The organism is Okeania hirsuta (assembly GCF_003838195.1).
Taxonomy (GTDB): Bacteria; Cyanobacteriota; Cyanobacteriia; order Cyanobacteriales; family Microcoleaceae; genus Okeania; species Okeania hirsuta.
The window spans coordinates 1-16,543 of sequence record NZ_RCBY01000087.1 but is presented as its reverse complement, the minus strand read 5'-3'; the positions used below and the strand labels follow the sequence as shown (position 1 = coordinate 16,543).

Below are 16,543 nucleotides of genomic sequence, written 5' to 3'. Positions count from 1 at the left end.
AAATAGGAAGAAATAGGTATGATATCATTCAGGATAAGAGGGCGAGCAAAAAACTTTCTCCTTCTACTCGGAGTTTCTTATTCTTTCTTCCCTCCTGACTCAGTCCTCCTGACTTCCCCTCCTAGAAGAGGCGCGCGGGTGGGTTGACTCCTAAGTAATTAGAATTAATATCATACACGCGCTTCAGCAACGCCTAATATTGTAATATTTTTCTTAATGATGCTTAACTATAACTCCATTCTCAGCAAAGCATTTGCATCCTTAGTTTTATTGTAGTTAGCGATCGCTTGTTGAAGTTCTCTTTAGTTATAACAGTAGTAAGTCTAACTTTCTCAGTGTGGATGAACTTTATATCTTTGCTTCGACTGCTATACAGACTTTTCCCCCTAGAAAGTTAGAAGGTTAGGTCTTTTTTACTAATCATTTTAGCTCAGAGACTCTAGTAGAGCATTGACTTAATCAACGAATAACGATATAATACGTATTTAAGCATACTATTTAGACTGGCTGCGCTCACGCATACATGAAATCCATTAGAACAAAGCTCAAACTTAATAATAAACAGAAAACTTTGATGGCTCAACACGCGGGCTACTCTAGATGGTGCTATAACTGGGGTTTAAGTCTGTGGAATGCTGCTTACAAAGATGGTGACAAACCAAATGTTTCCTTCGGAATGCTGCGCAAACGTAAGTTGAGAGAGGTTTTTACTAATCACACAAAACCTCTTTATCCCTGGATGAAAAGCTTGTCGTCTAGAGTTTATCAATATGCTTTCATCAACTTAGGTGAAGCATTTAAGAGGTTCTTTCAAGGGTTGGGTAAATATCCAAGATTTAAGAAGAAAGGTAGGTCTGATTCATTCACAATAGATAATTGTGGAAAACCAATAGAATTAAATGGTTGGTGTCATAAATTACCTTTTATTGGCTGGGTAAAAACTTATGAACCAATTGAAGCCACTACTCAAAAAATCACTATTAGCAGACAAGCTGGTGATTGGTACTTGAGTTTAGCTTTTGAATGTACTCCTACTTCCACACCCAAAACAACTAATGTCGTAGGTGTAGATTTAGGAGTAAAAACATTAGCAACTTTAAGTGATGGGAAAGTCTTTGAAAGTGTAAAGTCATACCGTAAATTTGAAGCGAAGCTTTCGAGACTACAATACCTTAACCGCAATAAAAATATTGGTTCAGCTAACTGGAGGGCAGCACAATTAAAGATAGCTAGGCTGCTTCGACGAGTAGCCAACATCCGCAAAGATGCACTTCATAAATTAACAACATACTTAGCCAAAAACCACGGCAGTGCAGTAATTGAAGATTTGAACGTCAGTGGAATGTTAGCTAACCACAAGCTAGCCAAGTCTATAGCAGACCAGGGCTTTTATGAGTTTAGACGACAGCTAGAGTATAAGTGTCAATGGTACGGCTGTGAATTAGTAGTAGTAGACAGATTTTTTCCATCGTCAAAGACTTGCTCTAGTTGTGGTCATGTACAAGATATGCCATTAAATCTAAGAACTTTTGATTGCCCTGATTGTGGCATATCTATAGACCGCGATTTGAACGCAAGTATTAATTTAAGAAATGCGGTCGGCTTGACCGTTGATGCCTGTGGACGGAGTGCTGCCGACAGTTCCGGTGGAAGCAGGAAGTAAACATTAAAATATCACACTATGTGAAGTTTTATGTCGGTTTTATGAAGCAGACTTTCTACATATTTACATTATTTTGCGGATATAATCCATTTGAGCCTATGTTAAAAATCAGATGGGGAGGTAAGGAGATAGGGAATATTTTTTAACCTTTTCCCTTATGCCTTCCGTCCATCTCTTGACTCCTGATTAAACCCTCCTGACTCCTAGCAAAAAAAATGCGGGTCGCTGACAAAGATACTAAATGGGTTCTATGTGATTGCCAGTGGAACCTTTGTGGAGAATTCCAAAAATTTCCTCATCTCTAGCAATAGTAACTTATGGACATGGCATTGCATATGACCTTATTACCTAAATATTGTCTATACAACCCAAATAAGAAGCCATATAACCAAAAGTTTAGGAAATAATCTATATAATTCTACAGATAAATTCATTATACAAAGCGATCAGTAAAACTTAATATAAGTAATTCAGCAGATCTTAATCAAAATACTGGGAAAAACTGCATAAGCTTGGGAAAAGTAGAAGTAGAAGTATAAGGATCAGGATGTAGTTGAGAAAAATACAGGTGGAAACTATGAATTTTCGTACATTTGACGGTAGTAACAATAACTTAGATCATCCTCAATATGGTGGAACTGGTGAAAATTTGCTTCGTTTAGCACCAGCAAATTATGAAGATGGCATCTCTGAATTAGTTGACGGTCCGAATGCTAGATTTATTAGTAACACTGTGTTTAACCAATCAGAATCTATTCTAAACCCCCGAAATTTAAGTGATTATACATGGTTATGGGGACAATTTCTTGACCATGATATCACTTTGAGTGAGTTACAGTCAGGACCAACAGCAGAAACTATTAGCATTCCCATTCCTAACGACGACCCTGTTTTTGTAAAAGGTTCATTGATTCCTGTTACTAGATCGCTCTTTGATGAAAATACTGGCACTGACCTCACTAACCCCCGCCACCAATTTAATGAAATTACAGCTTGGATAGATGGCAGCAATGTATATGGTAGCGACCAAGAACGTGCTGACTTCTTACGCAGCTTTGACGGTGGAAAATTGAAGGTGACTGCTCACTCCACAGGAGATTTACTGCTAACTAGAGGTGACGATGAAGATGCACCTCACATGGCAATGGAAGAAGCAATGGGTGCAAACACTTTTTTGGCAGGGGATGTACGAGCAAATGAAAACTCAGCTTTAACCTCAATACACACTCTTTTTGTACGAGAGCATAACCGTATCGCTGAAATTATTGAAGCTACTCATACAGACTTACCTTTAGACCCTATTGCTCGGGATGAAGAGATTTATCAACGGGCGCGTAAAATAGTGGGGGCTCAAATCCAGAAAATTACTTATGACGAATTCTTGCCTGCTTTGGGCGTGACTCTCGACCCTTATACTGGTTATGATTCAACTGTTAATCCTAATATCAGTACAGAATTTTCTACAGCAGGTTTTCGTTTGGGACATACTATGGTTAGTCCTACTCTACAACATTTGAATGAAGATGGTAGCTCTACAGAATTTTGCCCACTAAACTTATCTGAAGTTTTCTTCCGGCCAGATAGTATTACTGAAAAAGGAGGAATAGATCCGATATTGCGTGGTTTAGCTTCTCAGGTACAGCAGAAAACAGACGCGAAAGTAATTGATGATTTGCGGAATCAATTATTTGGTCCTCCTAGTGAAGGGCCAGTAGTAAATGGAACAGATTTGGCAGCTCTGAATATTCAGCGCGGGAGGGATCATGGTTTGGCCCGCTACAATGATGTTAGGGAAGCATTGGGTTTACCTAGGAAAGATAATTTTAGTGACATTTCATCTGACCCAGAATTGGTGGCATCACTAGAGGCGGTTTATAGCAATGTTGACGAAATTGACCTATGGGTGGGAATGTTGGCAGAAGATAATTTACAAAATTCTAGTATTGGGGAGTTGAATGAAGCGATTTTAGAAGACCAGTTTGAAAGATTGCGAGATGGCGATCGCTTCTGGTATGAAAATGATACTCACTTTGCTGAGTGGGAGTTAGGCGATGGTGTTTTGGTTTCAGATTGGTTAGGTGGTCTTCAGTTGTCGGATATTATCAAGTCGAACACTGGAATTGAAAATATTTCTGAAAATGTGTTCTTTGTGAGTACTTCTACTACTCCTGTGCCTAACATTAACGATGGCGGACCTACTTCTTTAATTATCCTGGCTAGTTTTTTGATGATTGGTCGTCTATGGAAGATGTTACCAACAATTAACAGACAGTCGAGCGATCGCAGTTAATTAATAAATAGGACTTACGCACCTGGAACGTATTTTCGTCCGAAGCGACCGACAGGGTTTGCGCAGCAGTCCGGAACGGAAAGCAATCTCAAATTTTAGTCTTTCCTACCTTATGCGTAAGTCCTGTAATATAGCAGTCGAAAGAAAGGTGAGGAAATATTAAAAGCTTAAAACTTAGACAATCCAAGATTTTTCCTTCTTCCTTCTTATTTCTGCTATACATAGTAGGAGCATTGCATACAACGCTCCTACAAATGATCAACGACCGCTAATGAACTAGCGATCGCTCTGAGAGTTTATTTCACAGATATTTTTTTTTTGCGTTGCTGAAGCAGGTGTATGATATTAATCCTAATTACTTAGGAGTTAGGTCTACCGAAAACAGTAGCTGCGGACAATGCGAATGCGTACTTTAATAGATTTTTCATGGTTAAAACACCTAGTAATTCATAATTTATGTGTGTGATATAGAATCCGGTTATGTAGTATATGTTTATAATTCTATCCACACTTCAATATTTAATATAAAATCAGGTTATACAGTTATCGCACTTTCTACTTCCATTCAATGCAGACATAAAATGCCGGAATATCCACAGATAATTCCAACTCTCATCCTTTCTTCCTCCTGACTCCTGACTCCTGACTCCTGACTCCTTTCATCATACAATAACTAATTATCCGGATACTATATGAGTTGATGGTGTGAGTATGAGTTTAATAATTAGTTTACTTTAACTTGAAGATTGATACTTCTCAGTAGTTTTAGCGGTTTGTGAACCTCTCTTGCCCTCACAAATATAATCTAACTAATCCTACTTAAGTGTTGCAAGCCTTTTTGCAAGACTTTACTGAATCTTGAAAAAACTCTACTACTAATTTCACCCTATTCAATGTTATTTCACCAGAGATATTTACGGAATTAAAGTATTTTTTATCATATATATAACAGTATTAACAATTAGAACAATAGTCGTAGATATATGTAGTTAATTGATTTTACCTATTTCATATATATGGAAAATGATCAAAAAAAGCCTTATATAGATTTCAAGCCAATTATAAGTAATTAGTCTACACAACTGAGTGATGTTACTAAGTATTTTTTACTAAGCTAAATTGTATTTTCATAAAAAATAACAATTTATTGTGAAGTGTGCGTCATATCACTGACATAAATAAATATAATATGCTATATGCAAAAATCTAACTAAAATGTCACAATAATATGTAGATATAAAAAGTCAGGTCAAAGTAGAGGAGGCTTGGAATTGGCAACGTACAATACCAGGGCACAAAATTAATGAGTGAGGATCTGAAATTCAACTCTGACTCCTGACTCCTAGTTCCTGACTCCTTTCTTGATAAAAGTCCTTTTTTGTAATTAAGGAAAACTCTTATGGCTAATACCAGCAATTTTCGTCAAGCAATTCGTGAGGCTCAAAGTCAAAACCTAGTTGGCCCTAACGTGATTTCTAATGCTCTACCTTTTGTAGGTGGTGGCCTAATTCTCACAGCAGTAGGTACTTTTGGTGGCCTACAAGTGCTGCAGTCTAACCCTGGTCTATTTATGACCACATTCTGGGTAGCACTTATCGGCGAATTAGCATTATTTTTTATTGCCCGTGGAATTGCGGAAAAAGGCAATAATAACGTAGCCCTACCTTTATTAGCTACTTACAGCTTGTTATCCGGCTATACTCTGAGTGGTTTAGTATTTGTGGCTTTAAGTACCCAAGGAGTAGGTATTGGGGGAGTAGGTTTTGCTGCCCTCGGTTGTGGTGTCACCTTTATAGCAGCTCGTCAAATAGGCTCAAATCTATCTGAAGAAGATGGCATGGCCTTGACTAAAACTGTCAGCTTGGGAATAATTGCTTTATTAGTAGCAGTTGTGGGCCAAGTTATTTTTAGCTTTTTCGGTGTTTATACTCCAAGTTGGCTAGAAATAGGTATATCTGGCATAGGTGTATTTCTATTTGCTGGCGCTGCAGTGGTAGATTTTTACATCTTGCCTCGTACTTATCGCGACGATCAGTATATTCCCGCAGCTCTCTCAATGTACTTAACTTACATCAACCTATTCATTTTTATTCTGCGACTTTTGATAGCTATTAATAGTCGCGACTAATTTATACATCAGAGAATAGGGAATAGGGAATAGGGAACGGTGGGAAAAACATTTCCCTATCTGAGGTTAATCATCCCCATAAGTCCTAAGCAACTCTTTCCCTTTCTATAGCTATCAGCTTTTCAGTAAGTTTAGGTATAGTCCTCTTTTGATGGACGAAAAGCAAGCAAAAGCGATACCAAAATTTGCCAAACCCGGTATTAGTGCTAAACCCAGCACTGAAATAAACCGGGTTTTATTGTATAGTTTATTTTTATAGTGGTTTGTGTGTAACAGGACTTACGCACTGACAATAGATATAGGGTTTTGGTGTGTTACGCTACCGCTAACACACCCTACTGAACTGACACGCCTAAAAATGTAGGTTGGGTTGTAGCTTGCACACCAAGTAGCGGTACGGCAGTGTTAGCGGAGCTTCCCGAAGGGAAACCCAACAAAAGCTTACTACTGTTGGGTTGATCCTAACGGATAAGCTAGCGCTAACTTCTCTCAACCCAACCTACACTTATTGCACCATTTTAGCTGTGTCAGTCTACTACTGAACTGACTATTGAAAGGAGGCGATCGCCATGGAAGTATTAGACATTAAACGAGAAATTGAAAATTTGTCCTCTCGTCTGGGAAAAACCCAGGACTATCTTTGACGTTCCCGCACTAAAAGCAAAAATCCAAGATTTAGAGCAAGTTGCAGCTCAACCGGAATTTTGGGATGACCAAACAACGGCACAAAATACTCTGCAAGAGCTTAATGACCTCAAATCTCATCTACAGCAATATCAGCAATGGCAAAATAATCTGGAAGATACTAGAGCAATCTTTGAGTTATTGGAGCTGGAGACAGATGAGTCTTTATTGGAGGAAGCTCAAGCAACTATCTCTGGTCTCAACCAGGAGTTAGACCGGTGGGAACTACAGCAATTATTATCTGGTCTCTATGACCAAAATGGTGCAGTTATTACTATTAATGCTGGTGCTGGAGGTACAGACGCTCAAGACTGGGCAGAGATGTTGTTGCGGATGTATACTCGGTGGGGAGAAAGCCATAACTATAAAGTACAGTTAGCAGAAATTTCTGAAGGAGATGAAGCAGGTATTAAGTCTGCAACTCTGGAAATTATCGGGCGCTATGCTTACGGTTATCTGAAAGCAGAAAAAGGTACTCATCGCTTGGTCAGAATTTCACCTTTTAATGCCAATGGCAAACGGCAAACCAGTTTTGCAGGAGTTGAAGTGATGCCTGTGCTAGATCATTCTGTAGAGTTGGAAATTCCAGAAAAAGATTTGGAAATTACTACTTCTCGGTCTGGCGGCAAGGGTGGTCAAAACGTCAACAAAGTTGAAACAGCGGTACGAATTGTTCATGTTCCTACAGGTTTAGCTGTGCGTTGTACTCAAGAGCGCAGTCAGTTACAAAATAAGGAAAAAGCATTAGCATTGCTCAAAGCTAGGTTACTGATAATTGCCAAAGAGCAACGCGCTCAAGAAATTGGTGAAATTCGGGGTGACATGGTAGAAGCAGCTTGGGGTAATCAAATTCGTAACTATGTATTCCATCCTTATCAGATGGTAAAAGACTTACGGACTCAGAAAGAAACTACTGCTATTACGGATGTGATGAATGGCGAGCTAGACTCATTTATTGAAGCTTATCTCCGACAAGAAAATCAAATGGTCGAGAGTCAATAGGAGACAGGAGACAGGAGACAGGAGACAGGAGACAGGAGAAATGGGAATGAGCGAGGAGATAGGAGCAAGAATTGTTAATTTGGGATTTTTCTGCCCAACTATGCGCCTAAAATACGCTCCTTTTTGAGCATAAAGAGCTGAAAACCAGGCACTTTTGAAAAGCCCCAAAAAGGCACTTGTCTTTATATGTCAATGCTTTTAGATTTAATCAGCAGAGCAATAATTAGGTCGCGCCACCCCGCCTTGACTGGCGAAATATTTTTGGAGCGAAGCTCAAATCTCCGTTACAAAAATAACTTCTGACTTCTGACTTCTGACTTCTGACTTCGTTAATGGGTCGGGGCGGGTTTATCTGAATAATTTGTCACACCATTAACTTAACCCGGAACCCGCCCCTACTATTGCAACATTTTAGGTGTAGAAAAATAGTTAGTCCTCTTCGGGTAATGGTATACAAGAACAAGGGACGTCTGGAACAGGAGCAAGATGCTCCCACTGCCATACATAACAAAAATCATGACAGCACTACCACCGAAAAATGCTCCCATCTCCCATCTCCCCTACTCCCCTACTCCCCCACTCCCCTACTCCCTCTTTAGCCCAAAATATGTCACAATGAAGATATTTTATCCCACCCTGACTATAATATGTCCTCATGTCAAAGGTCTACAGCACTATCGAGCTAATAGATATCCTAGCTGAAGAGCGCCAAGCTTGTCTGCAAGGCCAACGCCTGAATTTGGCAGCAACTCCCCGCACGGGAAACCCAGTAGTTGACCATTTTCTCAAACCAGAAGCTTTCCAAAAGTTTACTGCATATCAAGATTTTAAAGCTGCTGTTCATCGCTATCAAACAGAATATTTGGTCTCTGGTATTGTGTGGCGACAGGTGACAGTTAATGATAAGATTATTAGTTTTCCCGTAGTGCATGAACAATTAATTGCTTTATTGAGCGATCTAGAAATTTTGCAGGCAGCAAAGGTTTCTGTATTAAATTTCTGGAGTCAGGTGACAATGGGGATGGACTTATATTTAAGTGTGGGTAGTGGTCGAGACTTTCGCAAAATAGAAATACAAGAAGTAGAAGCGATCGCTCAACGTACAGAATGGGCAAATATGTTGAAGTGGGAAAAATCTAATTTTCTGGAGATGCTACTACAGTTAGGATGGGGAAAACCAGAGTTAGCAGCTTATCGTCGCGGCTGGCCTAATTCTGGAAGTGAGTATATTCATGCTGTGAAACCAGGGAAGCAACCTATTTGTTAAAAAAGCGGTCAGCGGTAAACGTTATATAGTGGTGATGCGTAAGTCCTGATGGTATTTTTCAGGCTGAAAAATTACCATATACCTCATATCGGGTTATCACCCACTTTTTATTCTGCTGTGCATGACTTGCAAAACTGAGTTCCAGAACTTGTCGTGTAAATCTTTCAAGTTCTTTCATAGGAGCATCATGCGCAGACGTTGGAGAGCCAGGGAGAGGAGGAAGAACCTTTAAGGCTGAGGAACAAACACAGTTGCTACTGTACTGGGGGGACTAATTCCATTACGCTGAACGGAAATATTCATAAAATTTGCAGGAGGGTTCTGGCGATCTACGCGCCAACCAAAAACATCCCCAATAAAGGTAGCTAGATGTCCTCCAAACATATTTCCACTGTTTACCTGTCTAATAGCATTGCTTACCTGTTTATCTGCTTCTGGTGGCAGTGGTCATTTCATAGCAGGACCTGTGGCTCCGGAACCTTCAACTGGTCGGACATTAAGAGGCATAATAATCTCCTTTGTTTTAATTAGTGGTACTTAAACATTTTCTGGTCAAAAAAATACTTCAAACCCACTCTAGACAAGGGAATTACGTCGATGCCCTAAAAATGGCTAGAACCCTTGGTAATTCAGGATTTATACCTTTTTGACGTAAAAGCCTTTACCCGTCTATATTTGAGCCTATTTTCTGGCTCTATTTTGTTTAAGTCCCATTAGCGGTTTTCTTTTCAAGCTACAAATCATGCAAATACCGAGCTTGAGTATGGTCTACAGTTACTAGAGTTCAAGCTTTAATACAAAGTTTAACCAACTCCCCAAATTGTCCATTTATAGTCATCATATTTTGCAGTAATTTGGAGGCTTTGAATTACCTCTTTTGGAACTTTCATTAAAACTCTGGGATTAATAATAACTTCAGTTTTGGGAGTTCCCTTAATTTTTTGAATCACAGTTTGAATATCGTTAATTTCCTGAAGAGCAGCATCTACAGAAGATAAACAGTCTTCCTGAAATTGTTCTTTTGTGTCCTTAACTAGCTTCACTTCCTGAGGATTGTCAGGTTCTTCTACTTCAAGCAGAATTTTAATATTTTCTTGCTTGAACAATTCATCTTCGAGTTTCTTAGTGATACTATTCTTGATTTCAGACTCACTTAAATCATTTTCCGACATAAAAGTTCTGTGGCATAGTCTAAACAAATCCAGATAAGATATTGACTCAAGTCGATTGCGAAATTCTGGAGTAACAATATTTTTTGTCACCCTAGCAGGATCTAAGTTATCAGTGCTAAATTTGTTAGCCTTATTTATTAAAGTTTTGATCGTTTTGTTAATCTTTGGAATCAATTCCTTCACTATTGTCTCTGCTATTTTTCTACAGTTTTCCTGTGTCTTATCCACATCTATAGTAAAACCATCAGACTTAATATCATTGATAATAAATTTCAAATCAAGGCTGATTTCTTTGATCAGCGCAGATGGAACCTCAGAATTTGTCAATACATTGTCATTGTCATCTGTATCTGTATCCCTATTCTTTTGATATTTACGGCTAAGTTGGCTAGAATACTCATTAGCCAAGTCTTGAGCCTCAGACAAATCATTAAGGATAGCACCGACAACTTTGCTAAGTTGCATATCTTCCTGTTAAATTCTATAAATCAAAATTTTTGTGTTTTTCTATGTTTTCCATCTCTTTATTGACTTTTTGCAATACTTCTAGTGCGGGTCTAGACTGATTGCGATCCATGCTTAAGGTCAAGAAACAGGCTGGACATTGAAATGAAGCTTGGTATAGTAAACTTTGGACAGACATTTCAATGAAAAAATTACACCGTGGACAGGGAATCCCTGGAGAGGGTTTTTTTGAAGGATTGATAGACATCTTTTACTGATAATAGTAGGACAAAAAATCTTAAATTGAACAAGAAAAATTTCAAGCTACTTATAAATTGCTGGAGGCAGAAGAATCACTGGACTAAACTGCTGCTGCTTATGGAGATTCATCCTTAGAATCTGGCTGAGGTAATTCTACTTGATTGAGGGATGTAGCATTATTAAATGTAGACATCCAATAAGCTAGTCCACCAGGTAAATCAGCTTGCCTCATTTGAAGTTTGACCTTCATGTTAGCATCAGTAGTTTGATGAATCTCACCACTTTCAGAACGGCCAACTGAAGGTGATAACCTGGCTTTTAAGCCTTTAAAGCTTTTTCCATACTGGGTTTGTGTCTCATTTTCTGCATTTGACCGTTCGCCTAAAAGTGCCCTAGACTTTGCACCTTCGGTAGTCAGATCAGTTTCTGAGACAATATGAATGTTAAAATCAAACTCAGCTTTCTCTATTTGCAAGAGTGGTAAGGGAATTAAGGATATCAAGGGAACTTGTACCTGAAAAAGTTTCTCAAGTCGATCGACAGGATCGATTTGCCGATATAAAAATGTCACCATTTTTAATTTCGACGGTTTAGAAACTCCTCGTGGTAGTTCACTATTTTCATCTTCTAGCTCTCGAATTTGATCCCCTTCCTGAATCAGATTACTGGCTTCTTCAAAGCTATAAGTTGTTAAAAACTTAACGAACCGTTTAGCCGAATTTAAGTCAGCTTCAAGGGTGGAAATTATTGGCTGTGATAGGAGCTGAGATAGCTCAATAACTTGATCGTTATCTAATGCTGACATGATTAATTAGTTAACTTTATGTGTTCTAAAACTTAAAAAAATGACCTATTCTCTTACTTTCTGTAGGCTCTCACCAGATTCAGATACTATCCACTGGTAGCTCTCCATTTTAGTCTGAATTTTCAATGAAGACACTGTTTCAGGTGGTAATTCTCTTAGGAAGCTAGGCGATACCATAATGTCGGCATGAGGAAGTAATCCTGGGAGCTTTTGTAGTAATGTTCGCGCTTCTGTTTCCTGAACAAAATTGTCGGCAGCTTGAGTAAATATATCCTGGGAACGGTCTCGAATATTTTGAATAAAATTGGAAGTTTGAGTCCCTGGGTTGAGTTCTTTGGTTTGCTTGAATACCTCACGATAATCTGGATGAGATAAAATCCCTTCCTTAAGTTTATCTACAATTATCTCTCGAATAGTTTCCTGACTAAGCTGTGTGTTACCTCTCAAAAAGTTGCTTTTGCCTGTCTTGAACAACTTCTGAGTGATTTTTTGCTTGACAGAATCTTTGAAGTCTTCATTGTCTAAATTATTTCTAATGCTGCTCCAAAGATTTTGGAGATTTTGTACTCGAGTATTCTGCCTGTCTTCAGGAGCATCTGTTTCGAGCAAGGTAGATCGAATCTGATCGTCTGAACTGACTAGACCTGGTATATCCTGGAGTATGGTGCCAATCAAGGCTTGCATCTCTCTAATAACAGGTTTAATCACTTCATCTGCAATATTTCTACAGTTTCCCCAACTCTCCTCAATATCTAGTGCGTCACTACTAATCTCATCTATATCTATGATAGTAAACTTTAGTTCTAAATCAATTTCTTTGAGCAGACTGACGGGTGACTCAAAGTTGTTTAAGATATTTTCTTTCCCGTTTCTGTACTGTTTATATTTTCGACTAATTTGACTTGCATATTCATTAGACAAGTCTTGAGCACCCACAAAGTCAGTGAGAATTGCGCTAACAACTTTTCTAAGTAACATATCGAATACCCATTTTGAGATTGGAAATAGCTAGAGAAAACTAATTTTCAGGCTTAATTGACCATAGTTCAACAATTAATAATTAATTATTACCTCTTCTTTTCAAGGAGAAGATTGACTCAAAGGAAAATTTTTTTTTGTTTCTCCTGTAAAGAAGAGGCTTTAAACCTTAATTATTAGGTAAGGAAAGGGAGCAGCAATCTATATATTTAAAGTTCCAAATAGATTAGATTGCTGCTTTTTAGTAACCTGCAGCGCTTTTCAGATTGATGAGCCACATTGTCATGACCAAAACCCTGTAGGGGCGTTTAGCTAACGCACAACTTTCCGTTCCGGAATGCTCCGCAAACGTTAACCCTCCGCGAAATATAAAGCGGCAGCTTTGCGTTAGCACATAGCCATTCGCTCCTACTGTGGTCTACTGAAATGAAAACCGCTGTGGTTAAGATGCTTACGAGTCTTGGCCGCTGGTAGCTGGATCAGACTCAGGAACAGTAAATTCAGGAATAACCAAAGTGGCAATCTTTGACGCGGCAGGGTTTGAAGATGTCAACTTGAGTTTCACTCGCTGCGCTGGTGTAGTTCCTTTAGCATCAGCTTTTACTGAAATTGTAATCTGAATTTCTGCAGTACCATCGTCATCGGTTGTAAACTTACTAGTCTCTGCCTCACCGAATTTAACTTCGATATTAGTAGGAGGAGTATTATCGCTTCGAGCAACGTCAATCTCTTTCCCTGCAGCACGCATAGCTTTTTCATCAAACAAAATGGCTGTCACCAAAAGGTTTTGAGGACCTTTTGTAGGATCGTTAGCAACTAGGGTTCCAGGAGCTACTTGTATAGTGGGTTTATTAGCACTAGGTGTAATACTATCACCTAGAATGTTCAGGACTTTTGCCAGACCGGCAGGCATATCTTCCTGACCAGCATGAACATGGAGATCCATCGTGTACTCAACCGAGTATTTTGATTCTTGTGTTGCTTTAGAATCCTTTTTGCTGGAGTAACTCGCATCAAAACTAGCTTTAGCAGAAACAGGCCCCCATCCAAAGGAGGCTTCTGCACTGCCCCCAGCTTGGGCTTCTTCTTGAGTTGAAGTTTCTGCATAGGTTGATGAAGACGCATTAATACTTGCTTTAAAGTTGATATCAACTGAGTCTACAGCCAAGTAAGGAATGGGCAAAATTGTCAAAAGCGGGACAATCAGTTTTGCTTCTCGTCCATCAGCATAATAGATAAACTCCACTTGGATTGCCTTTCGATTATCCGGAGGTCCGGTCATACCCACATTCTGGATAAAGTCTATAGTTCCTTTTGCAGACTGTATTTGAGCGTTAACAGCAGCATCTAAAGGTCCTCCAATCAGTGAAGAGAATGGAATACCTTGTAAAGCAGTGGTTGCCACCTTGGATGGTGTGGTATCAATTGCAGGCATGAAAGTTATCCTTTATTGATTTTGTAGAATAATTTGATTTTTTTATATCATGCTGGCTTTCTGCTCTAAATACCACCAAAGATTACAATTTTAAGAAAAAAGTTAAGGGTTGAGTGCTAGGGATTTCCAACAGCAAATTATACTGAAATCAAAAACTTAAGGCTACCATTGGGGAGAAAATTATTTAACTTTGGAAAAACTAAAAAGTTAAAAGTTAAGCACTGTATTTTTCATTTCAAACTTAACAAAAATGCTGAATTTTTAACGTTTATACTGAGAAATGTGGGATAAGTACAATTCTCATATAATTGGTAAATAATTAGCCATAATTTCATACTGAAATCAAGAATAAATTTAGTCTAAATTTTAGTTTTAATTAGTAAGTAATTATCTTGAAAAATATAAATTATAGATTTTAAAATACCTAAATTGATATATTTATTGAATTAATTGTAATCATTGCTAGTGTAAAAAAAATATTTCTGGGTTTTATTTTCTTGAATTCAAGCTTTTTTATTGACCCAATAAATACATTTATTTATCCAATTAAACGGCTTTGTTGGAGTGCAAACTGAAGGTTGTTTGAATCTATAATAATCAGATAAAACTGCAATCCTAGAGGGCAGAACTGAGTTCTATCCTAACTTTCATGCAACAAAGCCATAAAAGAATATCATAACCATGACCAACAATGTACGCCGACGAGGCGTAGTTTTAACTATTCAAGGCTTAAAAAAACTCAATCAAGCAAAAGCTAAGGCAGAAATTGAGCAACATTTTAAGCGCTACACTCTAGAATATCTCAGTGAAGAAACAGGTTTGACTCCCAATACTCTCAGCAAAGTTTTTGGCCGCTCGTCAGGAGTTGATAAACGGACTTTGAAGTGTTGCTTCCATGCTTTTAATCTCACTTTGATAGAGGAGGACTATCTCTACCTAAATTCCCATCAAGATAATCGGACAAAAATTAACTCAATGCCGTTTGCTCAAACCTGCTTAATCCCAGAACCTGCCTGCAATTATCATTTCGATATGCTTGGCGATGGTAGCAATCCCCCCCAATCAAAAAAATGCTTCAATCACAATAACGATCTGCAACATCGTTTGCCAACAGTACCAGGAGGACAGATCGCCCTAAATTCTATCTTTTATATTGGCAATCCCATCATCGAGTCCCTCTGTTACGAAGGTATCCAGGAAGCAGGTACACTGTTGAACATCCGCGCCCACAAGCAAATGGGCAAAACTTCCCTGATGAGCCGTATCTTGCATTATGCAAGATACCTGGGCTATCAAACTGTTTATCTGAACTTACAACTGGCCGATGGTGAGATTTTACAGAACTTAAAACGCTTCCTACAATGGATATGTACTAGAGTTAGCAAGGAACTAGGATTTCTCAATGCGCCATCGCCGTAGGCGATGGCGGACAATCAGATAGCCGACTGTTGGGATAACTCCCTAAGTAGCAAATCAACGGCCACTGACTACTTCAATGATATTATCTTAGCAAACCTAGATCGACCTCTGATCATAGCTATCGATGAACTCAATCAGCTTTTTGCCTACCCAGATATTGCTCGTGAATTTCTCCAACTTCTGCGAACCTGGTCTGAGCAAGCTACAGCAGGGGTAGCAGAAAGTAATCCTTGGCAAAAGCTGCGACTGGTGACAGTTCATTCTACTGAAATTATGATGCCTCTGTCGATTAATCCTTCTCTGTTTAATACTGGGTTAGTCATTAATTTACCTGAATTTACTCCAGCTCAAGTGCAGGATCTAGCACAGCGCTACGAACAAGAAATAACCGAACAACAAATCGAGCAACTTATTACTATTCTGGGCGGACATCCCTATCGCTTGCAGTTGGCGTTTTATTACCTACAGCAACAAACTATAACCCTAGAAGAACTTTTAGACAATTCCCAGAGCGCAACTTCTCTTTATGGAGAACATCTACAACAACAATGGTGGAACCTGCAACGCTACGATGAATTATTGCCTATTTTTAGTGAAATTGTGAACAACCCCAAACCCATACGTATAAAAGTATCCCTTGCTTATCAGTTGCAAAACATGGGGTTGGTTCATTTGGAAGGCGATTCGCAAAGCGATCCGTCCCGGAATCGGGCAAGTCTCTCTTGTGAGTTATTTCGTCCGTTTTTTATGGGAGTTTTGAATTGATTGTTATTTGGACTGTTGGACTGAAACGCCTAAAAATTTAGGTTAGGTAGAACAATAGTGAAATCTAAAAAAGCTTTACTATTGTTGGGTTTATCCTAACGGATAAGCTGGCGCTAACCTGCGTCAACCCAACCTACGCTTGTTGGAGTAATTATTAATTATTCGGTAAAGTTTTTGTTTGTAGTAGGGCTTTAGCCCTAAGATAAGTATTTATGGGGCTAAAACCCTAC

General features: G+C 38.8%; 11 protein-coding genes and 1 pseudogene. 7 read left to right on the top strand and 5 right to left on the bottom strand.

Annotated elements, in window-relative coordinates; translation table 11 throughout:
• Positions 1–523: 523 nt before the first annotated feature.
• The 6 genes from D5R40_RS15860 to D5R40_RS15840 all read left to right on the top strand — a co-directional run bounded on the left by D5R40_RS15860 (position 524) and on the right by D5R40_RS15840 (position 9,034).
• Positions 524–1,663, top strand: coding sequence for an RNA-guided endonuclease InsQ/TnpB family protein (locus D5R40_RS15860; protein ID WP_124142712.1), 1,140 nt, complete (start codon positions 524–526; stop codon positions 1,661–1,663).
• A gap of 577 nt (positions 1,664–2,240) precedes the next feature.
• A complete protein-coding gene (locus D5R40_RS15855; protein ID WP_124154897.1) occupies positions 2,241–3,953 on the top strand; it encodes a peroxidase family protein in 1,713 nt (570 codons plus the stop codon).
• A 1,399-nt stretch (positions 3,954–5,352) separates the two neighbouring features.
• Positions 5,353–6,081: a Bax inhibitor-1/YccA family protein gene (locus tag D5R40_RS15850; protein ID WP_124142710.1), complete on the top strand. Its 729-nt coding sequence runs from the start codon at positions 5,353–5,355 to the stop codon at positions 6,079–6,081.
• Positions 6,082–6,650: 569 nt separating this feature from the next.
• A protein-coding gene (gene prfB / locus D5R40_RS15845) for a peptide chain release factor 2 (RefSeq protein WP_124154896.1) occupies positions 6,651–7,767 on the top strand; the annotation gives its coding sequence in 2 pieces (ribosomal slippage) (positions 6,651–6,722 and positions 6,724–7,767; 1,116 coding nt in all).
• Entirely contained in the window at positions 7,721–7,894 is a 174-nt protein-coding gene (locus D5R40_RS35345; protein WP_161564999.1) for a hypothetical protein, read from the top strand. The genes prfB and D5R40_RS35345 overlap by 47 nt, the downstream gene beginning before the upstream one ends.
• Before the next feature lie 528 nt (positions 7,895–8,422).
• Positions 8,423–9,034 (top strand): hypothetical protein, encoded by a 612-nt coding sequence (locus D5R40_RS15840; protein ID WP_124154895.1) that lies wholly within the window; start codon positions 8,423–8,425, stop codon positions 9,032–9,034.
• Positions 9,035–9,262: 228 nt separating this feature from the next.
• Here the strand turns inward: D5R40_RS15840 and D5R40_RS35340 are convergent, their stop codons facing one another.
• The 5 genes from D5R40_RS35340 to D5R40_RS15820 all read right to left on the bottom strand — a co-directional run bounded on the left by D5R40_RS35340 (position 9,263) and on the right by D5R40_RS15820 (position 14,129).
• The gene (locus D5R40_RS35340; protein ID WP_161564998.1) at positions 9,263–9,418 is read right to left on the bottom strand and encodes a hypothetical protein; all 156 of its coding nucleotides are present in this window, start codon (positions 9,416–9,418) and stop codon (positions 9,263–9,265) included.
• Positions 9,419–9,837: 419 nt separating this feature from the next.
• Positions 9,838–10,671 carry a hypothetical protein gene (locus D5R40_RS15835; protein ID WP_124154894.1) on the bottom strand — a complete coding sequence of 278 codons (834 nt, stop codon included), beginning with the start codon at positions 10,669–10,671 and terminating at the stop codon, positions 9,838–9,840.
• 355 nt (positions 10,672–11,026) lie between these two features.
• Positions 11,027–11,716: a DUF2589 domain-containing protein gene (locus D5R40_RS15830; RefSeq protein WP_124154893.1), complete on the bottom strand. Its 690-nt coding sequence runs from the start codon at positions 11,714–11,716 to the stop codon at positions 11,027–11,029.
• A 45-nt stretch (positions 11,717–11,761) separates the two neighbouring features.
• Positions 11,762–12,694 (bottom strand): hypothetical protein, encoded by a 933-nt coding sequence (locus tag D5R40_RS15825; RefSeq protein WP_124154892.1) that lies wholly within the window; start codon positions 12,692–12,694, stop codon positions 11,762–11,764.
• Positions 12,695–13,145: 451 nt separating this feature from the next.
• Entirely contained in the window at positions 13,146–14,129 is a 984-nt protein-coding gene (locus D5R40_RS15820) for a DUF2589 domain-containing protein (RefSeq protein ID WP_124154891.1), read from the bottom strand.
• A 681-nt stretch (positions 14,130–14,810) separates the two neighbouring features.
• On the opposite strand from D5R40_RS15820, the pseudogene D5R40_RS15815 reads away from it, so the two are divergent.
• Positions 14,811–16,313 (top strand): annotated as a pseudogene (locus D5R40_RS15815) (AAA-like domain-containing protein).
• The last annotated feature ends 230 nt before the right edge of the window (positions 16,314–16,543 follow it).